The organism is Pseudomonas sp. NPDC088885, from assembly GCF_044750025.1.
In the GTDB taxonomy this organism is placed as follows: Bacteria; Pseudomonadota; Gammaproteobacteria; order Pseudomonadales; family Pseudomonadaceae; genus Aquipseudomonas; species Aquipseudomonas rustica.
Genome location: NZ_JBIVJB010000026.1, coordinates 22,352 through 44,869 on the forward strand (window position 1 = coordinate 22,352; position 22,518 = coordinate 44,869).

Sequence of the window (22,518 nt, forward strand, 5' to 3'; positions counted from 1 at the left end):
CGACAAGTGACTCGCCATAACACCACTCATGGACCCATGCGAACGAGCATTCTACCCGGAAACGGTGGTGAGGAAAGTGGCGATGTTCCACGATGCTGGCACTGCGCTTTGACGGGGCTCACTTAAAATAGGGGCGTTTTGCTCAACTTCAAGTCGTACGGAAAAGAAGTTAGTCGTTGATTTAATGGGTAAAGCAGGGGCAATTGCAATGGGCGAGTGAAAAGTCCGCTTTCTGCTACCATGGCGCTTCTGTTACTTCAGGTGTTCGATCATGGCATTTCGCCCTCTTACGGCCAGAGCACCCGCCGTTCTGCTTCGCGAAGCCAAACCGCTCAAGGCCATCCTCGGCCATGCCCAACGACTGGGGCATTTGCAACGCCTGCTCGAAAGCCAACTGCAACCCGCCGCCCGCGAGCATTGCCATGTGGCCTCGTGGCGTGAGGGCAGTCTGTTGCTGATTGTCACCGATGGTCATTGGGCCACTCGTCTGCGTTACCAGCAAAAGCGTTTGCAGCGGCAATTGCAGATGTTCGATGAGTTCGCCAGTTTGACGCGGATTCTGTTCAAGGTGCAGCCGCCGACGATTCAGCGCGCGGTGGTGGGTAATACCATGGATTTGTCGACGGATGCCGCGGCGACGATTCAGGCGACGGCGGACGGGATCAGTGATCCGGGGTTGCGTGCGGCACTGGAGCGTTTGGCGGCACACGCTAAAGACAAGTCCTGACTTCTATTCTGAATCTTCATGCAATTCCAATGTGGGAGCGAGCCTGCTCGCGAAGAGGCCGTGTCAGGCAACATCAAGGTTGAATGACACAGCGCTTTCGCGAGCAGGCTCGCTCCCACATTTAGATCTCCAACAGTTCAGGATCAGCGGCGTTTGCTGCCGCCTAATAAAGAGCCCATCAGGCCGCGTACCAATTGTTTGCCGAGGTTGTTCGCGGCTTGGCGCATGGCGGATTTCAGTGCCTGCCCGGCGGCGGTGCCGAGGAACTCTCCGGCTCTGTCAGCGAGGCTTGGCTCTTCAGCCGCAGGTTTTCCGGCAGGTGTCTCAGCCTCCGGCGCCAGGCCTTTGCGGCCCATGAGGATTTCATAAGCCGATTCGCGATCAATCGGCTTGTCATACCGTCCCTTGAACGGCGAGCCGGCGATCAGCGTGGTGCGCTCGGTTTCGGTCAACGGCCCAATCCGCGATTGCGGCGGCGCCACCAGCACGCGCTGCACCATTTCCGGCGTGCCCTTCTCCGCCAGCGTGCCGACCAGCGCCTCGCCGATCCCCAGCTCCGTCAGCACCGACAACGTATCGAACGCCGGATTCGGCCGGAAGCCGTCCGCCACCGCGCGTAGAGATTTCTGTTCCTTGGCGGTGAACGCGCGCAAGCCGTGCTGGATGCGCAAACCGAGCTGCGCCAAGACGTCATCCGGCAAATCCGCCGGCGACTGCGTGACGAAATACACGCCAACGCCTTTCGAACGGATCAAGCGCACCACCTGCTCGAGTCGCTCCTGCAGAGCCTTCGGCGTATCACCAAACAACAAATGCGCCTCATCGAAAAACAGCGCCAGCAGCGGTTTGTCGGCATCACCGCGCTCTGGCAACTGCTCGAACAGTTCGGCCAGCAGCCACAGCAGGAACGTCGCATAAACCTTCGGCGCCTCATGCACCAGACGACTGGCGTCGAGCAAATGAATACGCCCTCGGCCATCAGCGGCCGGTTGCAGGATGTCTTCGAGTTGCAGCGCCGGCTCGCCGAACAAAGCTTCCGCGCCTTGCTGTTCCAGAGTCGCCAAACGGCGCAACAGCGCCTGACTGGAACCGGTGGTCATCAGCGCGGCGTCTTCGCCCAACAGCTGCGGATTTTCCTTGAGGTGATTGAGCAGCGCTTTCAGATCTTTCAGATCCAGCAACAACAACCCTTCGCGGTCAGCGACCTTGAACGCCGCGTACAGCGCCGACTGCTGACTGTCGGTGAGTTCCAGCAGGCTGCCGATCAGCAGCGGGCCCATTTCACTCAGCGTGGTGCGCAGTGGATGACCGGATTCACCGTGGATATCCCACAAGGTCACCGGATAAGCCTGCGGCGTGTAATTGAGCCACGGCATGCCAGCGATGCGTTCGGCGATCTTGCCCTGCGGGTTGGCGGCGGCACCGAGGCCGCACAAATCGCCCTTGATGTCAGCGGCGAACACCGCCACGCCGGCATCACTGAACGCTTCAGCCAGACGCTGCAAGGTCACGGTTTTACCGGTACCGGTCGCGCCGGCGATCAGCCCGTGACGGTTCGCCAGGCGCATGGCCTGGCCAATCGGTTGCCCCGTGAGATCGGCGCCGATTACGAGTTGCGATGAGTCAGGCATTTTGTCACCCATGGTTAATCTTTGATTCGCTTTGGCCGATAGATAAAACGTGAACCTGGCTGAAAAGTCGGTAGGACATTTCCCTAAGGAGAGACGGAAATATTCACGTGTACTCACCCTTGCCCATAGTGCGCGCCTTTATAAAAGCACGCCCAGGACATTAAGACCTTAGCGGAACCCCAAGCCATGAACAAAAATCTGCGCTTCAGCCATAAAATTTTGCTTGCCGCCGCCCTCATCGTCATCGCCGCTTTCGCCTCGTTTACGCTGTACAACGACTGGTTGCAGCGCAACGCGATCCGCGATGACCTGAACAACTATCTCAACGAGATGGGCGAAGTCACTGCCGGAAACATTCAAACCTGGCTCAACGGTCGCATTTTGCTGATCGAGAACGCCGCCCAGAACATCTCTATCAACCCCGAGCCCGCCAACGTCGCCAGCCTGCTGGAACAGAAAACCCTGACCTCGACGTTCATGGCCACCTACCTCGGCGACGCCACCGGCCACTTCACCATCCGCCCGGACACGAAGATGCCAGAGGGTTTCGATCCGCGCGTGCGCCCTTGGTATAAAGGTGCCGAAGGCAGCAGCACGTCGACCCTGACCGAACCGTACATCGATGCGGCCACCGGGCAGTTGATCATCTCCATCGCCACCGCCTCGAAAAAGGCCGGCCAAAGCGTCGGCGTGGTCGGCGGCGATCTGAGCCTGCAATCGCTCATCGACACCCTCGCCGCCCGAGATTTCGACGGCATGGGTTATGTGTTTTTGGTCAGCGCCGACGGCAAGATCCTCGTGCACCCGGACAAGGCCTTGGTGATGAAATCACTGAAAGACGCCTTCCCGCAGGACACCCCGCGCATCAGCGGCGACTTCAGCGAAGTCACTGTCGACGGCAAAACCCGTATCGTCACCTTCGCGCCGATCAAAGGCTTGCCGTCGGTGAACTGGTACATCGGCCTGTCGGTAGACAAAGATCAAGCGTTCGCCATGCTCAGCGAATTCCGCACCTCGGCGGTGATTGCGACGGTGATCGCGGTGGCAATCATCCTTGCCCTGCTCGGCATGCTGATCCGCATTCTGATCCAGCCGCTGCACGTGATGACCCGCGCCATGGAAGACATCGCCGACGGCGAAGGCGACCTGACCAAACGCCTGACCATCGTCAATAACGATGAATTTGGTGTGTTGGGCACAGCGTTCAACCGTTTCGTCGAGCGCATTCATGGCTCGATCCGCGAAGTGTCGTCGGCCACCGGGCAAGTCAACGAAGTTGCGCTGCGCGTGGTCGCCGCGTCGAACTCGTCGATGTACAACTCCGATCAGCAAGCCTCGCGCACCAGCAGCGTCGCCGCAGCGATCAATCAACTTGGCGCCGCCGCTCAGGAAATCGCCCGCAATGCCGCGCAGGCGTCGAACCAGGCCAGCGATGCGCGTGGCCTCGCCGAAGACGGCCAGCAAGTGGTGGATCGCAGCATCAAGGCGATGAATCAGTTGTCGAGCATGCTCAGTGCGTCGAGCAGCAATATCGAATCGCTGAACAGCAAAACCGTGAACATCGGCCAGATCCTTGAAGTGATCACCAGCATCTCCCAGCAAACCAACCTGCTGGCGCTCAACGCCGCGATCGAAGCAGCGCGTGCCGGTGAGGCCGGGCGCGGCTTTGCGGTGGTGGCGGATGAAGTGCGCAACCTCGCGCATCGCACGCAGGAATCGGCGCAGCAGGTGCAGACGATGATCGAGGAGTTGCAAGTCGGCGCCCGGGAGTCGGTGAGCACCATGAGTGAAAGTCAGCGTCACAGTCAGGACAGCGTCGAGATTGCCAACCTTGCCGGCGAGCGTTTGAACAGCGTGACCTTGCGGATTGGCGAGATCGACGGGATGAACCAGTCAGTGGCGACGGCGACTGAGGAGCAAACGGCGGTGGTGGAGTCGATCAATGTTGATATCACCGAGATCAATACGCTGAATCAGGAAGGGGTCGAAAACCTGCAGGCGACGTTGCGGGCGTGCTCGGATCTGGAACAGCAGGCTTCGCGGTTGAAGCAGTTGGTGGGTAGTTTCCGGATCTGAAGCGCGACTGCCGACCTCTTCGCGAGCAAGCCCGCTCCCACCATTGGAATGCATTCTCCTGTGGGAGCGGGCTTGCTCGCGAAAGCGTCATTTCAAGCAACATAAAACCTTACTGACACCCTCCGCGCATTCCCGACCGAACCATCCATTGCGCACATAGGTCAACCAAGGGAGTACCACGCAGCGGAGGGTTGTTCACCGTGCACATCGCCGACATCACCATGTTTTACGCCCCGGCCAGCGGTGGCGTGCGCACGTATCTGGATGCCAAACATCGTCGTTTGGGCTTCAAACCCGGCATTCGCCACAGCTTGCTGATCCCCGGCGCCCGCTTCGGCGAACACGACGGCGTTTACACGGTTCCCGCCCCCGCCCTGCCCTTCGGCAAAGGTTATCGCTTCCCGCTGCGCCTCGCGCCGTGGCGAAACGTCCTGCAGGATTTGCAGCCCGATCTCATCGAAGTCGGCGACCCCTACCTCACCGCATGGGCGGCACTGGATGCCCGACGGCAATTGGATGTGCCGGTGATCGGCTTTTATCACTCGGATCTGCCGCTGCTGGTCGGCAATCGTATGGGCCATTGGGTTACGCCGAATGTCGAAGCGTATGTCACCAAGCTTTACGGCAACTTCGACCGCGTGCTCGCGCCAAGTCAGGTAATGGCCGACAAGCTTATCGGCCTCGGCGTGCGCAATGTCTTCGTGCAACCGCTGGGCGTCGATCTGCAAACCTTTCACCCCGAGGCCCGCGACCCGAATCTGCGCGCACAACTGGGCATCGCCGACGACACCCGCCTGCTGATCTACGCCGGACGCGGTTCAAAAGAGAAAAACCTGCCAGTGCTGCTCAAATGCATGCAACGCCTCGGCCCGCGCTATCACTTGCTGCTGGTCGGCTCGTCGATGCCCGCCGTGGTGCCGGACAATGTCAGCGTGATTGATCAATTCTGCCCGGCACCGCGCGTCGCGCAATTGATGGCCAGCGCCGATGCGCTGATCCATGCCGGCGATCAGGAAACCTTCGGCCTGGTGATTCTCGAGGCCATGGCCTGCGGCATTCCGGTGGTGGCGGTGGCGGCCGGGGCATTTGAAGAGATCGTCAACGAATCCTGCGGTTTGCTCTGTGCACCGAATAATCCACAGGCGATGGCCAATGCCGTGCGCGAAGTGTTCAGTCGCGGCACTGTGAAACTGGGCGAGCAAGCGCGACAGCACGTTGAACAGCATTACGCGTGGGACACGGTGGTCGACAGTCTGCTCGGCCACTATCACGCCGTCCTCGGCCATGCGCTGCCCAAGGTGGCCAATGGCTGAGGCGCTGAATCGCCCCGCCGTGTTGTTGGTGCTGCATGACGTGGCACCGTCGACGTGGGCGGATTACCAACCGTTTGTCGAAGCCGTCGACGCACTGGGCAGCGTGCCGATGACCTGGCTGGTCGTCCCCGATTTCCATCGGCGCAACGCCCTCAACGAACATCCGGCGTTTTGCCGACTGCTCGATGAGCGTGTTGCCCGCGGCGATGAGTTGGCCTTGCACGGTTTTTTCCATGACGATCAGGAACCCGGCCCAACCAGTCCGCGCGACTGGTTCATGCGCCGTGTTTACACCCACGAAGGCGAGTTCTATCGTTTATCCCGCGAAACCGCCCTCGCCCGTCTGCGCGATGGCATCGAAGTGTTCCAGCGCCACGACTGGCCGTTGCACGGTTTCGTCGCCCCGGCGTGGTTGATGAGCGACGGCACCCGCCAAGCCCTGCGTGAATTACCGCTGAGCTACACCAGTGATCCACAGCATCTTTATCACTTGCCGGGTTTCTCCGCCATCGACGCGCCGAGTCTGGTCTGGAGTGCCCGCAGCGCCTGGCGTCGCGGTTTATCGAAGATTGTCAGCGAGCAGCGGCAACAGCGTTGGCGCCAGGCGTCGGTGATTCGGCTAGGCTTGCACCCTGTGGACATGCGCCACGATTTTTCCCGCGATTACTGGCTGCACACCTTGCAGCAACTACTGAATGAAGGACGCGTACCGATGACCAAAATCCACTGGCTCGCCCAACAGCGCGGTCAACTGGGATCCGCTGCATGAGTCGCGGCATTCTGTTGTTGATCGGCCTGCTCGCGGCGGTGCTGATTCCGGTGGTGCTCGGTGGCGGCGAAACCTGGGCGCGCCTGCAAAGTTTTCCACTGTTATGGCTGCTGATCATGTTCGGCATGATCCTGCTCTGCTGGGGCATCAATACCCTGCGCCTGCGTTTGTTGCTCGGCGATCAGCGCGACCGCGTCACGCCGCTGAAAAGCCTCGGCGTGGTGATGGCCGCCGAGTTCGCTTATTGCGCCACGCCCGGTGGCAGCGGTGGGCCGTTGACCATCATGGCGTTGCTCGCCCGCTGCGGTGTGCGTCCGGCCCGTGGTAGCGCGGTGTTTGCCATGGATCAACTCAGCGATTTGCTGTTCTTTCTCTGCGCCCTCAGCGGCATTCTGATTTATGCGTTGTTTCAACATCTGAGTGATCGCCTGGAGTGGTTGCTGACAGTCAGCGCGATTTCGTTGTTTGGCGGGTTGTTCACTTGCGTGTTGATTGCGCGTTATCACCGCGCGTTGATTCGCTTGAGTGGCCGCTTGTTGGTGAGGATGAACGTTAAACCGGGCACTCGCCGTCGCTGGGCGCGCAAGTTGCTGCACTTTCTCGCGGCGTTTACCGACACGTTGAAGTTGCCTTGGCAAACCCTGATCAAAGTGTTCGCTCTGACGTGTGTGCATTGGTTATTGCGTTACAGCGTGTTGTATCTGGCGTTGCGCGGACTGGGCGCGGACTTGCAGTGGGCCTGGAGTTTTCTGGTGCAGATGCTGTCGCTGGGGGCCGGGCAATTCAGTTTATTGCCGGGGGGCGCGGGGGCGGCGGAATTGACTTCGGCGGCATTGCTGGCGCCGATGGTGGGGAAATCCACCGCAGCGGCGGCGATTCTGATTTGGCGGGTGGTGACGTATTACTTTTATCTGCTGGTGGGGGGGCCGGTGTTTTTGATGATGTTGGGGCGGCCGTTGTTGCGCAAATTGATGAAGGTGCCGCAGACGTAAAAAGATCGCAGCCTTCGGCAGCTCCTACATTGAAATCCGATCCCTGTAGGAGCTGCCGAAGGCTGCGATCTTTTCAGACATCCACTGTTTCATCATCAGACTCCGGTTTAAGTTGTTCCCACAACTCGGCCGCACCGGGAAACTCGGTGCCATCCTCCGGGGTCATGTCCTCGGGGTCGTAGCGACTCAAACAACCTTCGCCCAACGTCGCCGGTGCTTTGGACGTGGCTTTGTCCAGTGGATCACTCATGTAAGTTTCCTCGGGGCTTAAACGACAAAGGGTCTGAGCGATTGAACGCCCAGACCCTTGGTTTTTCAAGCCTGCGTGTGTTCGATCAGAACACCACAGTCTTGTTGCCGTGCACCAGCACGCGATCTTCGAGGTGATAACGCAGGCCGCGGGCCAGCACCATCTTCTCGACGTCACGGCCGAAACGCACCATGTCTTCGATGCTGTCGCTGTGGCTGACACGCACCACGTCCTGCTCGATGATCGGGCCGGCGTCCAGCTCTTCGGTCACGTAGTGGCAGGTCGCGCCAATCAGTTTCACGCCGCGCAGCGACGCCTGGTGGTACGGCTTGGCACCGACGAACGACGGCAGGAAGCTGTGGTGAATGTTGATCACCTTGTGCGCGTATTCGCGGCACATGTCCGGCGGCAGGATTTGCATGTAACGCGCCAGCACCACTACTTCAGCGTCGTGCTGTTTGACCAGACGCGACACTTCGTCGAACGCCGGTTGCTTGTCCTGCGGATTGACCGGGACGTGGTAATACGGGATGCCGTGCCACTCGACCATGCTGCGCAGGTCGTCGTGGTTGGAAATCACGCAGGAGATTTCGCAATCCAGCTCATCGCTGTGCCAGCGGTGCAACAAGTCCGCCAGGCAGTGCGATTCGCGGCTGGCCATCAGCACTACGCGCTTCTTCTGCTCGGTGTCGGTGATGCGCCAGTCCATCGAGAACTCTTCGGCGATCGGCGCAAACTTCTCGCGCAATACTTCAATACCGAATGGCAGCGAATCGGCACGAATTTCGTGACGCATGAAGAACCAACCCACCTGATTATCCGAGTGGTGGCTCGCTTCGGTGATCCAGCCATTGTGGGCTGCCAGAAAATTACTGACTTTGGCAACGATGCCAACGCGGTCCGGGCAAGAAATCACCAGACGAAAAGTGCGCATGAGGGGAAGACTCCAGAACTTCGCAAAGGCCGCCATTCTAGCGACTGCGCGGGAAAACTGCAGTATTGATGAGCGCTGGCGTGGTCGGCGCCTGATACCCACACTTTTTTGACGGAAACAAACGCCAGAGGGATGGCGCTTTGCTGGCATTGTTAAACAGACATTTGTGAATATCTGTGCTGACGGCTTCACACTATTTAACTGAACAATCAATTTGCGGCTATTTCTCGTAACTAATTTAAATAAAAACCCCGGTTAAATGTTTACTTGATGAAACAGCCTGACTATTATTGCGCCACTGTCCCCTGTCATTCAGCATTCTACTAAGGTAGTAATCATGTCCTTGATCAACGAATATCGCGCCACCGAAGAAGCTATCAAAGAGCTGCAAGCCCGTTTGAAGAACCTGTCGCAAGACGACAAACTGCAAACCGAGCTGGAATTCGAAGGCAAACTGCGCACCCTGATGGGCGAATACTCCAAGTCTCTGCGTGACATCATCGCGCTGCTGGACCCAGAGTCGAAAACCAAAGCACCACGCGGCGGCGCAGTAAAAACTACCGGCACCAAGCGTGCTCGCAAAGTTAAACAATACAAAAACCCGCACAACGGCGAAGTCATCGAAACCAAAGGTGGCAACCACAAAACTCTGAAAGAGTGGAAAGCCAAGTGGGGCGGCGACGTGGTTGAAGGCTGGGCTACCCTGCTGGGCTAAGCCGCAACGCCTTCGCAGAGCGATCCGCGAAAAAAGAAACGCCAGCGAATGCTGGCGTTTTTTTATGCCTGACGTTTAGTAACAAACATGTTCGATTTCAAAGACCCAAACGTTTGCGCAATGCCTGGACATAACTCTGCCATTCATTGAGCACTGCGCTCTGCTCTGGCGTAGCACTAAGCAACCATTGCTCGGCCGCCTCGCTAAAAGATTTCAAGGTATTCGGCGCGCCGAATTCCGGGGCCGACAAACGTTGCTGACACAATAATTTCCAGCGTGCCTGTTCTTCAGAATTCAACGTATCGGCAAAGTTACGTGCGCGATATCGAAAGAGTAATTCAGGCAAACGTTCATCATCGAACGGCCATTGCTCTTGTGCCAAATGTGCCGGGTCAGCGTTTCTCACTTGCTCACACAGACGCCGATCACGATCACCGATAAATCCGTCGTACAACTGTTGTTCCGGATCTTCACTCGGGGTGAAATCTTCGCTGGCATAAATAGCCGCGATTTTATCTTTCCAAACTTGTTGTGCGTCAGTTAGCCGCAGCGCGCGTTCCTGATAAAGCGCCATGTCCAGACCCAATCGTTGCTGATCGTCGGCGCGCAGTACCGATAACGGCGCGACGACCGGGCAGCGATTGATGTGAATAATCTTCAGCGGCACCGGCAATTCGCCCTCAAGCAAATCGTCACGGCGCGTGTACAGACGCTGGCGCAGGGTTTGTGCGTCGAGATCGAGCAAGCCCTGTGGATCGAGGTGCAAGTCGCAAACAATCAGCGCGTTGCGGTTTTTCGGGTGCCAGGTCAGCGGCATGACCACGCCGACATAACTGCGTGCCGCCGAGAAGCGTCCGGAGATGTGCACCAGCGGCTGCAACAGGCGAATCTGATCCATCACCTTCTGTTTGCTGCGCAACTGAAACAGCCAGTCATAGAGTTTTGGCTGCTTCTCGCGGATCAGTTTCGCCAGCGCAATGGTCGCGCGCACGTCCGACAACGCTTCGTGGGCATGGCCGTGATCGATGTTATTGGCGGCGGTCAGGCGTTCGAGCTTGAGGGTCACGCGGCCCTCGTCATCGGTCGGCCAGACCAGCCCGTCCGGGCGCAAGGCGTAAGCGGCGCGCACTACATCGATCAAATCCCAACGACTATTGCCGCCCTGCCATTCACGGGCGTAGGGATCGAAGAAATTGCGATACAGGCTGTAACGGGTCATCTCGTCGTCGAAACGCAAGGAGTTGTAACCCGCGCCGCACGTACCGGGCGCGGCCAATTGCGCGTGAACCCGGGTCATGAAATCGGCTTCGCTCAAACCTTTTTCGGCGAGCTGACTGGGGGTGATGCCGGTGATTGCGCACGCCGCCGGGTGCGGCAGGATGTCTTCGCTGGGCTGGCAGTAGAGGTTGACCGGCTCGTCGATTTCGTTGAGCTCGTGGTCGGTGCGAATCCCGGCGACCTGCAGCGGGCGGTCGTTACGCGGATTGATGCCAGTGGTTTCGTAGTCGTACCAGAAGATTGAAGTCACGGGCGGATCCTGAACTGAAGATCGGCAAAGTCTAGGCGCTCAACCGCCGTCGCGGCCAGTCTTGAAACATTCAAACACCTGGCGACACATGCTGTGCCATACATAGTTATGTCGTTCCCCCCCGAGAGGCTGCTAGCATCGGACGCACTTGCACTCAGAACAGGCGACATCAGGTAGCCCATGCTCGAGCCCACAGCACCGCCAAGGAAAGCACCGCTGGCCCCGCCGCTGGATACGCGGCATCAGGTCGAAACGCCGGAAGGCATCGACCTGCCCCTGCGCCCTGCCGGGTTAATGGTACGGGCCGTGGCGTTCGCCATCGATCTGGGCATTCGCGGTGTGATCATGGGCGTGCTGTTTATCGCGTTGGCGTTCCTCGGCAAGCTCGGCATGGGCCTCGGTTCGCTGCTGCTGTTTGCGATCAGTTGGTGGTACATGGTGCTGTTCGAAGTGCTGCGTCAGGGACGCTCGCCGGGCAAACAGTGGATGGGCCTGCGCGTGGTGCACGATGACGGCACGCCGGTTGGCTGGTCGGCCTCGTTGTTGCGCAATCTGCTGCGCTTCGTTGATCTGCTGCCGTTCGGCTACTTCCTCGGCAGCCTCAGTTGCCTGCAACACCCGACCTTCAAACGCCTCGGCGACATCGCTGCCGGCACGCTGGTGGTTTACAGCGAACGCCCGCTGACGCGCCCGCAATTGCCTGACGCCGAACCCCGGCGCTCGCCCGTGCCGCTGACGCTCAGCGAACAACGTGCAGTGCTCGGTTTTGCCGAACGTCAGGGCGAACTGTCACCGGCGCGGGTCAATGAACTGGCCGCCCTGCTCGCCCAGCCGCTGCATATCTCCGCGCCCAAAGCCGTTGCCGAACTCAACGGCATCGCGCGCGGTTTGTTGGGCCCGACATGAAGCAGAGCCTTTTCGAAAGTCGCCACAAGGCCGAATGGGAGCGTTTTGCGCTGGCCCTCGAACGCCTTGAACGCGGCAAGGACACCTCGCAAATCGCCGGATTCCCGAGAACCTATCGACGTCTTTGCCAACATCTGGCGTTGGCGCAGGAACGCGGCTACAGCAGTTTCCTCATCGACTCGTTGCAGCAACACGTGCTGCGCGGCCATCAACAGCTGTACCGCCATCGCAGTCGCCTTGGCGCCAACCTGCTCAGTTTTATCCTCGCCGATTTCCCGCGACTGGTGCGCGCCGAATGGCCGTTTGTGCTGGTCGCCGCGCTGCTTTTTTTCGGCAGCCTGATCGGCGTCGGGGTGTTGGTGTATGTGTTTCCCGACCTCGTTTACAACCTGATTCCCGCCGATCAAGTGCGCGAGATGCAAGGCATGTACGACCCCGTCGCCGGCCACCTCGGGCGCCCCGCCGAACGCGCAGCCAGTGAAGACTGGGTGATGTTCGGTTACTACGTGATGCACAACATCGGCATCGCCTTTCAGACCTTCGCCAGTGGATTGTTGATGGGCGTGGGCAGCGCATTCTTTCTGTTCTACAACGGGCTGGTCATCGGCGCGGTGGCCGGGCATCTGACCGAGATCGGTTTCGGCCAGACCTTCTGGTCGTTCGTCATCGCCCATGGCGCTTTCGAACTGACGGCGATTGCTCTCGCCGGCGCGGCCGGTCTTGAACTCGGCTGGGCGTTGATCGCGCCCGGGCGCCTGACCCGCGCCGAGGCCCTGAAACGCGCGGCGCGCAAAAGCGTGTTGCTGGTCTGCGGGGTGATGTTGTTCCTGCTGATCGCGGCGTTCATCGAAGCCTATTGGTCGTCGAAAACCAGTGTCGCGCCGCTGACTAAATATCTGGTCGGCGCCGGACTCTGGACGTTGGTCGCGTGCTATCTGCTGTTCGCCGGAAGGACACGCCATGCGCCTGAGTGACGCCACCGTGGTGATCCGCCCGCGCACGACTTGGGAAGCCATGGATCTGGGCGTGCTCATGTGTCAGCAACATCGACGCTTGCTGATGACCAGTTGGGCGATCGTCACCTTGCCGCTGTTCGCCCTGCTCAGCCTGGTGTTTTGGGATTCGCCGACGCTGGCCGTGTTTATTTTCTGGTGGCTGAAACCGGCGTACGAACGCCTGCCGTTGTACATCCTGTCCAAAGCGCTGTTCGGCGAAACGCCCACCCTCAAACAAGCACTGCGCGAATGGCCGCGCCTGCTCAAACCGCAACTGCTGGCCAGCCTGACCTGGCGTCGCTTGAGCTTCAGCCGCAGCTTTCTGCTGCCGGTGGTGCAACTCGAAGGCCTCGACGGCAACGCTCGCCAACAACGCCTGCAAGTGCTGTTGCAGCGCAACGCCGGCGCGGCGCAATGGCTGACCATCATTGGCGTGCATCTGGAGACTGCGCTGTGGATCGGCTTGATGGTGCTGTTCTATCTGTTGCTGCCGCAGCAAGTGGAAACCGATTGGGACTGGCAGTCGCTGATTCTCTCGGCCGATCACGAATGGCGCTGGCTCGAACACCTGACCAACGCTTTTTATGCGCTGGTGCTGGTGGTGTGGGAACCGATCTACGTCGCCTGCGGATTCAGCCTGTATCTGAACCGCCGCACGCAACTGGAAGCGTGGGACATCGAACTGGTGTTCCGGCGTTTGCGCCAGCGCCTGAACAACGGCGTGCTCGGTCTGTTACTGGCGATCTGTCTGGTGCTGCCGAATGTGCCCTCGGTCTGGGCGGCTGAACCCGACAGCCGTCCGGATGCACCGCGTTTGTTAAATCAGCCGCTGACCAGTCAGGCCTCCCACGACAGCATCAAGGCCTTGCTCGAACAACCACCGTTCAAGAACAAGGAATCGGTCACCCGCTACCGTTTTGGCGATGACCCGGCAGCGCCGGCCAAAGACGCAAAACCCGGCGACGCACCGCAATGGTTGAAAACCCTGCTGGGCTGGCTCGACGGTCGACACTTCAATGGGCTGGCCAAGCTGATCGAGGTGCTGTTGTGGGGTGTGCTGATTGCCTTGATCGGTTGGCTGATCTGGCGTTACCGCGAGTTTCTCCGGGCCTTCGTCAGTCGCCGGCCGAAACTGCCAGCGCTGCCAAAACGAGCGGTGCCGCAGCAAGCGTTCGGTCTGGATTTGAACCGCGAAACCTTGCCCGACGACATCGCCGCCAGCGCCGAACAACTCTGGCTCAGCCAACCGCGCGCGGCGTTGAGCCTGCTCTATCGCGGTCTGCTCAGCCATCTGCTGCATGACTTCGATCTGACGCTGAAACCTGCCGACACCGAAAATCAGGTGCTGGCGCGTGTAGAACAACTGCAACGACCGGAGTTGCTCGCTTTTAGTCGCAACCTCACTGTGCACTGGCAGAACATGGCCTACGGGCACCGAGTCCCGGCTGCGCATCTGCAACAGGAATTGTGCGACGGCTGGCGCGCCTTGTTTGGCCACGGAGCTGCCCGTTGAATCGCCGTACCCTGTGCTGGGTCGGCGCAGTGCTCGTCGCACTGCTGATCGCATTGAGTGTGTTTCTGTTTCTCAAGGCCAAGCCTTATCAGGAAGAAGTCGATCACGGCCCGTCCCCTGCTGCCCAAGCCAATCCGTATCTGGCGGCGGAAATGTTTTTGCGTGAGCGCGGCCTCAAAGTCAGTCATGCCGAAAGCCTTTCCGTACTGCCGGATATCGACCCACGCCGACACACGCTGCTGCTGTTCAACGACCGTTCACGCATGACCCCACGCCAGGTCGAGCAAGTGTTGAACTGGACGCGGGCCGGCGGGCGACTGGTGTTCGTCGCTGAATCGCTGTGGGATGAGCAGACCAAACAGAGCAACGACCTGTTGCTCGATCGCGTGCAACTGCATCAATCCCTGAGCAAGGATCTCAAGGATCCGCCCAAAGACCTTGAGCAAGACCCCTTCCCGAAATTGACCAAGCTGTATGTGGAGGATGAAGACGCGCCGGCCTATGCCGGCTTCGACACGGACTTCCACCTCGACGACCCGAAAAACCTCGCGCAAGCCTGGGCCAACAGCGGCAAAGCCACGCACATGATGCAACTGCCTTACAGCCTCGGCTCGATCACCGTGGTCACTGACGCCGAGCTGTGGAAAAGCCAGACCATCGCTCAATACGACAATGCCTGGCTGCTCTGGTACCTGAGCGCCGACACCGACGTCACGCTGATCTACAACAGCGAACACGACGGTTTGCTGACCTTGCTCTGGCGCTACTTCCCGCAGGCCATCGTCGCCCTGCTCGCCTTGATCGGCCTGTGGTTGTGGCATGTCGGTGTGCGCCACGGCCCGCTTCAGGCGCCAGCGCCGAGCGGCCGCCGACAATTGCAGGAACACCTGCGTGCCAGCGCGGATTTCCTGCTGCGCCACAACGGTCAGCAAGCGCTGCTGCAAGCCTTGCAACAAGACGTGTTGCGTCGCGCGCGCCGTCGCCATCCCGGTTTTGATCGATTGAACGTTGCCGAACAATGGCTGGCACTGTCACGCCTGACCCGCCAGCCCACCCGCGCCATCAGCCAGGCCCTGAGTCCGGTTCCGAACCAGCGTTTGTCCAGCGCCGAGTTCTGCCGTCAGGTCGCCCACCTGCAAACCTTGAGGAACACGCTATGATCTGGAGCGTTGCGACAGTTAGATCTATGTGATATCTAAATCATAGCTCTGAGGATTGGGAGTGAAGGGCTGCAGTAGCAGCCTTCACACCATCCACGCAGACAGAGCCTCAGATTGATTGGTCGGCAACAGGGTGAAAGATGGAACTTGTTTGGGGAACCAAAGATTTGGTGATCGCCGGGCAACCTTATCAAGGGTTTCCGATTCTGCTGTGGGACTCCATGGAGAGCTGCAGCCAAGCCAACCAATTCTTCCGCTACTACCTCCTTCGTGGGGCCATTGGTTCAAAGGAATCCTGGCCGAATACCGGACGGGCGCTGTACGACTTCTTCTGCTTCCTGCAAGCCCATGATCTGGATTGGCGAGACGTAGATCGCGGTGAAGCCAAAAGCCTTGCTGCTGCCTACAGAGACTACTGCCTAGAGAATTGCGGGCTGGCCCGGAACACTACTCGCCAGCGACTAACGTACATCTGCAAGTTCTACGAGTTCGCCCTGGATAAAGGCTGGGTCAAGCGCCTGCCATTCGGCCATGAAGAGCGCACCGTAACGCACGAGCCCAGCTTCCTGGAGCATGTTGGTGCCAGTGGAGGTAAAGCGCTGGTGAATGACGTGATGCCGCGTCGTCACAAGCCATTGCCCAAGTTCCTGAGCATGGCCCAGACCAAGTCGCTCCTGGCGGCAGCGGAGAACCCACACCACCGGATGATGATTCGGTTAGCGTTGCATACGGGATTGCGTCGTAACGAACTTGCCACCTTTCCAGTGGCATATGTTTTTGACCCTGACAAAGCAGGGCGAACCGAGCGCAATCTCCGAATTAAGCTTGACCCGTGCGATGGTACCGGCATGGAGACCAAAGGTAGCAAGGAACGGAAAATCTGGGTCAGCCGCAAATTCATGGCCGAAATCTACCGCTACGTGTCCAAGGTACGAGGCGAGCGCGCATCTCTGAGCAAAAACCAAAAGGCACTGCTCCTCAACCATCTCGGAGAGACCTACGGAAGCGCCGGCAAGAGCCTGAACCGGATCATCAGCGAGACCGGGAAGTTAGCTGGAATTGAAGTCCATACGCACATGCTGCGGCACACCTACGCAACCCACACCCTGGTTAACCTTCAGCGTAACCCTCAAAACGGACTCGATCCCCTGGTGTACCTGCAGCGTCAACTTGGACACAGCTCGATTCAGACCACCATGGTGTATCTGCACCTGATCAACGAAATGGCCGATGAAGCCGTGCTTGCGTATGACGACGAGCTGAATGAAATGGCGGGAGCAGCCTGATGGGGAAGCGCAAAGTATTTACTAAGACTGACCTTAGCGTCCCGCAAGTCGAGCACAGCCTCGATACTGCAGGCAACGTGGTCATCTTGCCCGACGCTATCCCTCCGCAAATCACTATGGTTAACTTTGGGCGCAACTCAAGCTCCCTCAGGAGATTCGATTTCGCCCGATGGTACGGTGCAGGAATCGATGCCATCACCTACTCCTGTCAGCGTCAAATTGAGCGTTTCTTGGCGGGTCAAGACGGCATTGTCTCGGGTGCTACTGTTGTAAACTACTGCAACTGTGGATTGGTGTTTTTCCTCGATTACTGCACTCTCCAAGCGACAGCGTTCGAGCGCGACTTAACGTTGAATGATGTGAACCGAATCCTTATCGACGGCTTTCTTGGCCACCTATCTGGACGGGGCACATCGACTACCACTCAGAAAAACTACTACTCAAAAACCAAAGCAGTTCTTCTTGCTCTTGCACGGCGTGGGCTCTTGCCTTTGATCGCATCTGGCGATGCAGCCACTTTTCCCCGCAATCCATTTCCGAACTCCAACCGCAAGATGAAGGGCGAGATAGCGCTCTCGAAGCGCGAGCGGCAAGAATTTGCGGCGGCATTGCGACATAGCATCAAACCCATATGGATCGATGGCACTCCGATCACTAGCGACCTGTTGGTATATGCCTTACTTGTCATAGCTCTACACACTGGACGTAATCTCACTCCCTTGCTGGAAATGGGCCGCAATTGCTTGCGCCCGCATCCTAAAGAGGACTCCGTCTTCTTGGTGCTGTGGAAGCGGCGAGGCTACAACACAAGTAAAGTAGTTTTGCGGGCTGAATCGAAAACTGAGCGTCTGCTAGAGGCAATGCCCAGCGTCAGAACCAACGTAGAACGCTTGATCCGCCGAGTAATGGTGCTGACTGAGCCATTGGATTCAGAGGCTCCGAATGACCTCAAAGGACGCGTGTGGCTGTTCCGCAACTGCTCGATACACTCATCAGGCCAAGTTACAACGCTGGTTAACAACTCTTTGGAGTTACCTATTGATCGCCTTGTAGCCAAATATGCCTTAAAGGATAGCGAAGGAAATCCACTGCGCATCAACATCTCCCGCCTGCGTAAAACCTTTGCCAACCGAATCTTCGAGCTGACGGATGGCGATCTCGCCACCACCGCCTCCGCACTTGGCAACACCCCACGGGTAGCCGATCAAAACTATCTAGCGCCCAGTGAGGATGCCCGACGAAACTGGACGTTCATGGGAGAAATGCTAGTGCAGGAGTTGCTGACTGCGACCATCGGCGCGACCTACAAAGACACTCCTCTAGGTCGCTGTGGCGACCCAGTGAATGGTCAGTTCGCCCCAAAACGTGAAGGCGCGACCTGCATGAACTTCATGAACTGCCTGCGCTGTAAACACTACGCAGTGACCGCCGAAGACCTGTACAAACTTTTTAGCTTCTACTTCCGCGTACTGAGTGAACGCTCCCGAGTGGACAAGCGGCGCTGGGCTCGCGATTACGCACACATCCCTCGTCTAATAGACCATTACATCGTCGCCGAAGGACTGCGTCGTGGCACATTCAAGGCTGCAGCAGTTGATTCCGCTCGTGAGCGCGCCCGTATCCAACCACACCCGTTCTGGTCAGTTGATCTCATCGACAGCCTGGAGGTCTTTTCATGAGTGACAACACCTCGGAAGAATTAGCTTGGTCGATAATCACCGCTCAGCCTGGCGATGTGCGTGGGATTTCCGACTCAGATCGCGACAACCTGATCATCACCGCCACCCAGGTCGACGGACAATGGGTCATCCTCAGCCGCTACAGTGACGATATTTGGCAGCTTAACGGTTTTCCTAGCAACATCCCGGCCGGGAAGAGGCAGCTCATCTTCGGCAGCCTGCCACCGGCATTCCGCGCGACGATGAAGGCGATCATCTATCGATATATGCGACGTGGGCGTAGCGGAGCGGATCGGCCTAAGGGCGGGACTCTTCGCATATACTTTGATTGTGCAGCCCCATTCTTGCGGCATTTGGAAATGCTTGGGATCGAACATATGGGTGCGGTCACTCCCATTATCGCAGCGACCTATCTGGCGGCCTGCAGGGCTCATAGGCTCCCCAAATCGAGCAAGCCACTGTCGCTAGACTCACTAAGTCATCGCTACCAAGCGGTAGAGGCGATCTATGAGCTCAGCCAATACACCGACGACCCAATACTGCAACATCCCTGGCCCGATACCTCTGCAAAAGGTTTAGCGGGAATTATCGGTAGGGTCAGTGGAGGGAAAACGCCCCTGATCCCGGATGACGTGTTCTGCACCTTGTTCGAAAAGGCTCATCAGCAAGTGGAACGAGGCAAGCTATTGCTCGACCTGCGCGATGATTTGAAGGGCATCGCATCGAAGGTTGGGGCCCAAAACATCTTTGACGTAATACGAAGTAAAAACCGGCATCTGGCTGCCATGGGCTGGGCAGGAGGCTTGAAGATATTCAATAAGTCACTCTTAGACCTGCGCACGGCTTGCTACATCGTCCTCGCGAGCACCTCAGGTTGCCGCAATCACGAGTTGTCCAACCTGCAATCGGGAGCGCACCGCCGTACTGAGGACGACGAGGGGACGATCTATCACTGGATGCGTTCTAAATCCGAAAAAACCGGTGAAGGAACTCATGACTGGATGATCCCAGAGGCCGCAGTGCGAGCTCTGCGCGTTATGGAACGCTGGGCTGCGCCCTTCCAAGCGATGATCGCCGACGAAATCATTCAACGGCGTCGAATCAATCCGCAGGATTCAGAAATCGCTGAGGCTTACAGACATCGTAATTCGCTTTTCCTAGGAGTCTATACGACTGAGGGCAACCAAGTCCGCACACTATCGGTCAGCGGTTGGGGCGCCCTCTTGAAAGCATTCGCCAACGATTGCGGGTTGAATTGGAACCTAGCCAGCCATCAATTTCGGAGAAAGTTCGCTAACTACGCAGCGCACAGCCGTTTTGGCGACTTGCGCTACCTAAAGGAGCACTACGCTCACTGGTCAATGGACATGACGCTCGGTTATGCCATGGACGATAGCTGGGGACAGCATCTGGATCTTGAGCTGTACATGGAAATCCAAGATGAGCTGGAAGATATCAAACTAGGCGTCGTCGACAATTGGATGGGGGAAGAATCGTTGGCAGGAGGCTACGGGCGCGCCATCAAAGGATGGCAGCGGGAGCCGCAAAATCTGCTGATCTTCAAAGATCACGCATCGATGTTGAAATCCATCGCTGAAAGCACTGCTATCCGCAGCAATGGCCATGCTTGGTGTACGGCGGACAACGACGGCTGCGTCGGCAATACACTTGAACGTACCCGCTGTAGCGGTTGCGACCATTCAGTGATCGGACACGCCCACGCGCCTATCTACCAGCGACTCTACGATGACCTTAAAGAACTGCTGAACTGCAAGGACATTGGTGAAGGAGGTCGCCAACGCGTTGAGCGCGACCTGAAGCGCTGCCGAGAGGTTTTGGTACAGCTGGGCGTGCCTCCAAAGGATCTAAGCGCATGAAGAGCAAGGACAAATCAGCCAATTACAAGCCTGCCGTGGATCGAACGAAGGATCTGAAGCTAGCCATCTATTCTATCCAAAAAGGTCGTTCTCGTAGCGGCGAAACAAAGCTGACCATCGCCGCTGTGGCTCGTGAGGCCGGAGTATCGACGGCACTCATCCATAATTACTATCCAGCAATCGCAGAGGCTATACGAGAGCTCCAGGGACGATCCAGTCGTGCCATGCGGGATGTCAAACATCAAGATCTTATTGCTGAGCGTCAGAAGTCTGCGGGCTACCGTCATGAGATTGAGGAGCTTCGGGCCAAGCTCGCGACTATCGCATCCATCAATGAGGTACTGCTGTACGAGAATCAGACGCTAAAGGCTAAGGTGAAAGAACGAAACGTGGTTGAAATGGTTTCGCCTACCCGCAAAGATAAATCTCGCATCTGACGAAGTCCTCCGCTAATGGAAATCAAAAAAATCCAAATATCGGTCGCTGTGGGGATGGCAGTTACCTCCCCCCCTCAGATACGGACTTACGGACTACCACCTGAAACTCCTACAACCTCGTGTATGTGGTGCGAAAAGATCCTCATCCTCATCCTCATCCGCATCGCTGAATCGCCCTCTTTCAACCTGCCTTTCTTAAGCTCAACGATCACTCTGCGGCCTGAGTTTAGGGCACGCGACACGATGCACCTCAAGATGCTGCACCCGAGGCTGTCTTCTGGCGACGAGGTAGCGTTGCGCAAAACGTATGATCTTTGCGCACAGGGAGTTGTGTCCCGATCATTTGATCATCGCACCGTTCGGTAATCATCAACGCTGCGGTAGTGGTGTCATGCCCTAGCAGGGACGGCTGTCGTTAACCAAGCCATGTCTACGACAGGTCTTGGCCATGCGGGCTTTCATCCTCACGCTTTCAGCCTGCCGGCTTGCGCGCTCCGCTTGCCTTTCAGTTCAAATGCATTAACTGCATTGGCTGGATGAAGCTTAAATCGATTGTTGCCAGCATGTTTGATCACAGGATGGCGTGGTTAGCCGCAGGAGAGCGAGTCAGTGAACAGTTTTATCGAGCTGCCGGAGCAAGTGTGGGGAATTTGACAGCTTTGACACGGGGCAACGTGCATGAGCTCGAGGCTTTCGAAGGCCTCGCCTCACTGCTCAGTGCCGACCGCTTCGGTGCTCTGGTTTTACAGTTAGCTTGCGAATATCCGGTCAAAATCGACGAGCCCTACCAATCTATACCCAAACAGCAGCACAGCTCGGTCATAGGGATGAGTGACGCTCCCTTCGAGGTGCTCCGCGTCGTGTGCGAAGTCGTCATTAGCCGAGTTCCTGAGCTGCTGCGGGTACCCTCATATCGCCATCGACATGAGAGTCGCACGACCATTTCCCATGGGCTGTGGGTAGCTCTACTAGAGCGGGCCAATGGAGACATTTTTCTAGTCGACCCTGTTAGGTCGCATGCCTCTGACGGGCGCTCGCCTGCTGATACTGTTACCCCTTTCCAAGACTGGTAGCTGAAAACCAGGCAATGCTTGACCAGGATTTTTTACTCGTACGGGAGCGCGAAGGTTTATCAGCCACCGACGCCGTAGAAAGCTTAATCGCACACAGACGGGGCGCTCGCGATAGCTGGCAGGATGCAGCGGTGGATGAGTAGCTTCTGGCGCAGGGGGGGGCATTCGTAGGGTGCAATGTTCGGTAATGCCCCGCACGGCCTCCTTGTTTTAGCTAGAGCTATCAACGTCCGCTCTGAGCGCTCTATGCCTCTCAAGGTGGGCCATCTCGGATTCCCACTTGCGCAGAAACTTCTCCCAGTCGCCAGCATATGGCGCTTCGGGGAGTCGCGTTGATCCGATGCTCGCCTGAAGGAAGCGCTCTCTCCATGGCTGGGGAATATTCATTTCCAATACTATGTCGAGGCCGCACTGGTGAGGCTGCACTGGGACAGAGTCACGAACCTCGTTGAGCTCAAGTGGCTTATCGGTGAAGGATTCGCCGCTTAGCTCTTTATCGTCGAGCTCATCAAGGATGGCCAAGGCGTCGGCTGCCTCCGAATCACCAGGAAGGAATCTGGCGATCTCCCGAAGGGCTTTTCGCCTGGCGCTTTCCAGCTTCCGGAGTTCATCGTGGGTCATTTCAGCCTCCTTCAGGTCGGTTGAAGCTGGGCTTCG

General features: G+C 58.0%; 19 protein-coding genes and 1 pseudogene. 15 read left to right on the top strand and 5 right to left on the bottom strand.

Features of this window, described 5'->3' with window-relative positions:
• Positions 1 to 271: 271 nt before the first annotated feature.
• Entirely contained in the window at positions 272 to 727 is a 456-nt protein-coding gene (locus tag ACIP1X_RS13520; RefSeq protein ID WP_053123114.1) for a DUF721 domain-containing protein, read from the top strand.
• 143 nt (positions 728 to 870) lie between these two features.
• Here the strand turns inward: ACIP1X_RS13520 and ACIP1X_RS13525 are convergent, their stop codons facing one another.
• Positions 871 to 2,358: a helicase HerA-like domain-containing protein gene (locus ACIP1X_RS13525; protein WP_159812540.1), complete on the bottom strand. Its 1,488-nt coding sequence runs from the start codon at positions 2,356 to 2,358 to the stop codon at positions 871 to 873.
• A 186-nt stretch (positions 2,359 to 2,544) separates the two neighbouring features.
• Between ACIP1X_RS13525 and ACIP1X_RS13530 the strand changes: the two are divergent.
• From ACIP1X_RS13530 to ACIP1X_RS13550, 5 genes and pseudogenes are all read left to right on the top strand, one after another.
• Positions 2,545 to 3,576 (top strand): annotated as a pseudogene (locus tag ACIP1X_RS13530) (cache domain-containing protein); the annotation flags it as partial.
• Positions 3,577 to 3,669: 93 nt separating this feature from the next.
• Positions 3,670 to 4,434: a methyl-accepting chemotaxis protein gene (locus tag ACIP1X_RS13535; protein ID WP_371262383.1), complete on the top strand. Its 765-nt coding sequence runs from the start codon at positions 3,670 to 3,672 to the stop codon at positions 4,432 to 4,434.
• 221 nt (positions 4,435 to 4,655) lie between these two features.
• Entirely contained in the window at positions 4,656 to 5,747 is a 1,092-nt protein-coding gene (locus ACIP1X_RS13540; RefSeq protein WP_400752777.1) for a glycosyltransferase family 4 protein, read from the top strand.
• Positions 5,740 to 6,516 (top strand): DUF2334 domain-containing protein, encoded by a 777-nt coding sequence (locus ACIP1X_RS13545; protein ID WP_400752727.1) that lies wholly within the window; start codon positions 5,740 to 5,742, stop codon positions 6,514 to 6,516. The genes ACIP1X_RS13540 and ACIP1X_RS13545 overlap by 8 nt, the downstream gene beginning before the upstream one ends.
• Positions 6,513 to 7,508 carry a YbhN family protein gene (locus ACIP1X_RS13550; protein ID WP_400752730.1) on the top strand — a complete coding sequence of 332 codons (996 nt, stop codon included), beginning with the start codon at positions 6,513 to 6,515 and terminating at the stop codon, positions 7,506 to 7,508. The genes ACIP1X_RS13545 and ACIP1X_RS13550 overlap by 4 nt, the downstream gene beginning before the upstream one ends.
• A 73-nt stretch (positions 7,509 to 7,581) precedes the next feature.
• On the opposite strand, the gene ACIP1X_RS13555 is transcribed toward ACIP1X_RS13550, so the two are convergent.
• Both ACIP1X_RS13555 and purU read right to left on the bottom strand, forming a co-directional pair.
• A complete protein-coding gene (locus tag ACIP1X_RS13555) occupies positions 7,582 to 7,758 on the bottom strand; it encodes a hypothetical protein (protein WP_400752733.1) in 177 nt (58 codons plus the stop codon).
• Between the two features lie 85 nt (positions 7,759 to 7,843).
• Positions 7,844 to 8,692 carry a formyltetrahydrofolate deformylase gene (gene purU / locus ACIP1X_RS13560; RefSeq protein ID WP_007912774.1) on the bottom strand — a complete coding sequence of 283 codons (849 nt, stop codon included), beginning with the start codon at positions 8,690 to 8,692 and terminating at the stop codon, positions 7,844 to 7,846.
• Between the two features lie 337 nt (positions 8,693 to 9,029).
• On the opposite strand from purU, the gene mvaT reads away from it, so the two are divergent.
• The gene (gene mvaT, locus ACIP1X_RS13565) at positions 9,030 to 9,407 is read left to right on the top strand and encodes a histone-like nucleoid-structuring protein MvaT (protein WP_007933316.1); all 378 of its coding nucleotides are present in this window, start codon (positions 9,030 to 9,032) and stop codon (positions 9,405 to 9,407) included.
• 97 nt (positions 9,408 to 9,504) lie between these two features.
• Here mvaT and sbcB read toward each other — a convergent pair whose 3' ends face one another.
• On the bottom strand, positions 9,505 to 10,935 hold the full coding sequence (sbcB, locus tag ACIP1X_RS13570; protein ID WP_400752736.1) for an exodeoxyribonuclease I: 1,431 nt from the start codon (positions 10,933 to 10,935) through the stop codon (positions 9,505 to 9,507).
• A 180-nt stretch (positions 10,936 to 11,115) separates the two neighbouring features.
• Here sbcB and ACIP1X_RS13575 point away from each other — a divergent pair, with 180 nt between their 5' ends.
• From ACIP1X_RS13575 to ACIP1X_RS13610, 8 genes are all read left to right on the top strand, one after another.
• A complete protein-coding gene (locus ACIP1X_RS13575) occupies positions 11,116 to 11,841 on the top strand; it encodes an RDD family protein (RefSeq protein ID WP_212543904.1) in 726 nt (241 codons plus the stop codon).
• A complete protein-coding gene (locus ACIP1X_RS13580) occupies positions 11,838 to 12,815 on the top strand; it encodes a stage II sporulation protein M (RefSeq protein WP_212543905.1) in 978 nt (325 codons plus the stop codon). Before ACIP1X_RS13575 ends, ACIP1X_RS13580 begins: the two co-directional genes overlap by 4 nt.
• On the top strand, positions 12,802 to 14,349 hold the full coding sequence (locus ACIP1X_RS13585; RefSeq protein WP_400752738.1) for a DUF4129 domain-containing protein: 1,548 nt from the start codon (positions 12,802 to 12,804) through the stop codon (positions 14,347 to 14,349). Before ACIP1X_RS13580 ends, ACIP1X_RS13585 begins: the two co-directional genes overlap by 14 nt.
• A complete protein-coding gene (locus ACIP1X_RS13590; RefSeq protein ID WP_400752740.1) occupies positions 14,346 to 15,509 on the top strand; it encodes a DUF4350 domain-containing protein in 1,164 nt (387 codons plus the stop codon). The genes ACIP1X_RS13585 and ACIP1X_RS13590 overlap by 4 nt, the downstream gene beginning before the upstream one ends.
• Positions 15,510 to 15,649: 140 nt before the next feature.
• A complete protein-coding gene (locus tag ACIP1X_RS13595) occupies positions 15,650 to 16,795 on the top strand; it encodes a tyrosine-type recombinase/integrase (protein WP_400752742.1) in 1,146 nt (381 codons plus the stop codon).
• Positions 16,795 to 18,474 (top strand): hypothetical protein, encoded by a 1,680-nt coding sequence (locus ACIP1X_RS13600; RefSeq protein ID WP_400752744.1) that lies wholly within the window; start codon positions 16,795 to 16,797, stop codon positions 18,472 to 18,474. Before ACIP1X_RS13595 ends, ACIP1X_RS13600 begins: the two co-directional genes overlap by 1 nt.
• Positions 18,471 to 20,351: an integrase gene (locus ACIP1X_RS13605; RefSeq protein ID WP_400752745.1), complete on the top strand. Its 1,881-nt coding sequence runs from the start codon at positions 18,471 to 18,473 to the stop codon at positions 20,349 to 20,351. The genes ACIP1X_RS13600 and ACIP1X_RS13605 overlap by 4 nt, the downstream gene beginning before the upstream one ends.
• Complete coding sequence (locus ACIP1X_RS13610; RefSeq protein WP_400752748.1) at positions 20,348 to 20,788, top strand: TetR family transcriptional regulator; 441 nt, start codon at positions 20,348 to 20,350, stop codon at positions 20,786 to 20,788. The genes ACIP1X_RS13605 and ACIP1X_RS13610 overlap by 4 nt, the downstream gene beginning before the upstream one ends.
• 1,283 nt (positions 20,789 to 22,071) lie before the next feature.
• Here ACIP1X_RS13610 and ACIP1X_RS13615 read toward each other — a convergent pair.
• Positions 22,072 to 22,482 carry a hypothetical protein gene (locus ACIP1X_RS13615; protein WP_400752750.1) on the bottom strand — a complete coding sequence of 137 codons (411 nt, stop codon included), beginning with the start codon at positions 22,480 to 22,482 and terminating at the stop codon, positions 22,072 to 22,074.
• Positions 22,483 to 22,518 lie beyond the last annotated feature (36 nt).

Bases quoted from the DNA above. Each gene is read 5' to 3' on its own strand.
- ACIP1X_RS13615 (WP_400752750.1), bottom strand. From the start codon at position 22,482: ATGACCCACGATGAACTCCGGAAGCTGGAAAGCGCCAGGCGAAAAGCC.
- ACIP1X_RS13595 (WP_400752742.1), top strand. From the start codon at position 15,650: ATGGAACTTGTTTGGGGAACCAAAGATTTGGTGATCGCCGGGCAACCT.
- ACIP1X_RS13540 (WP_400752777.1), top strand. From the start codon at position 4,656: ATGTTTTACGCCCCGGCCAGCGGTGGCGTGCGCACGTATCTGGATGCC.
- ACIP1X_RS13610 (WP_400752748.1), top strand. From the start codon at position 20,348: ATGAAGAGCAAGGACAAATCAGCCAATTACAAGCCTGCCGTGGATCGA.
- ACIP1X_RS13605 (WP_400752745.1), top strand. From the start codon at position 18,471: ATGAGTGACAACACCTCGGAAGAATTAGCTTGGTCGATAATCACCGCT.
- mvaT (WP_007933316.1), top strand. From the start codon at position 9,030: ATGTCCTTGATCAACGAATATCGCGCCACCGAAGAAGCTATCAAAGAG.
- ACIP1X_RS13580 (WP_212543905.1), top strand. From the start codon at position 11,838: ATGAAGCAGAGCCTTTTCGAAAGTCGCCACAAGGCCGAATGGGAGCGT.
- ACIP1X_RS13525 (WP_159812540.1), bottom strand. From the start codon at position 2,358: ATGCCTGACTCATCGCAACTCGTAATCGGCGCCGATCTCACGGGGCAA.
- ACIP1X_RS13600 (WP_400752744.1), top strand. From the start codon at position 16,795: ATGGGGAAGCGCAAAGTATTTACTAAGACTGACCTTAGCGTCCCGCAA.
- ACIP1X_RS13555 (WP_400752733.1), bottom strand. From the start codon at position 7,758: ATGAGTGATCCACTGGACAAAGCCACGTCCAAAGCACCGGCGACGTTG.
- ACIP1X_RS13585 (WP_400752738.1), top strand. From the start codon at position 12,802: ATGCGCCTGAGTGACGCCACCGTGGTGATCCGCCCGCGCACGACTTGG.
- ACIP1X_RS13550 (WP_400752730.1), top strand. From the start codon at position 6,513: ATGAGTCGCGGCATTCTGTTGTTGATCGGCCTGCTCGCGGCGGTGCTG.
- purU (WP_007912774.1), bottom strand. From the start codon at position 8,692: ATGCGCACTTTTCGTCTGGTGATTTCTTGCCCGGACCGCGTTGGCATC.
- ACIP1X_RS13575 (WP_212543904.1), top strand. From the start codon at position 11,116: ATGCTCGAGCCCACAGCACCGCCAAGGAAAGCACCGCTGGCCCCGCCG.
- ACIP1X_RS13545 (WP_400752727.1), top strand. From the start codon at position 5,740: ATGGCTGAGGCGCTGAATCGCCCCGCCGTGTTGTTGGTGCTGCATGAC.
- ACIP1X_RS13520 (WP_053123114.1), top strand. From the start codon at position 272: ATGGCATTTCGCCCTCTTACGGCCAGAGCACCCGCCGTTCTGCTTCGC.
- ACIP1X_RS13535 (WP_371262383.1), top strand. From the start codon at position 3,670: ATGTACAACTCCGATCAGCAAGCCTCGCGCACCAGCAGCGTCGCCGCA.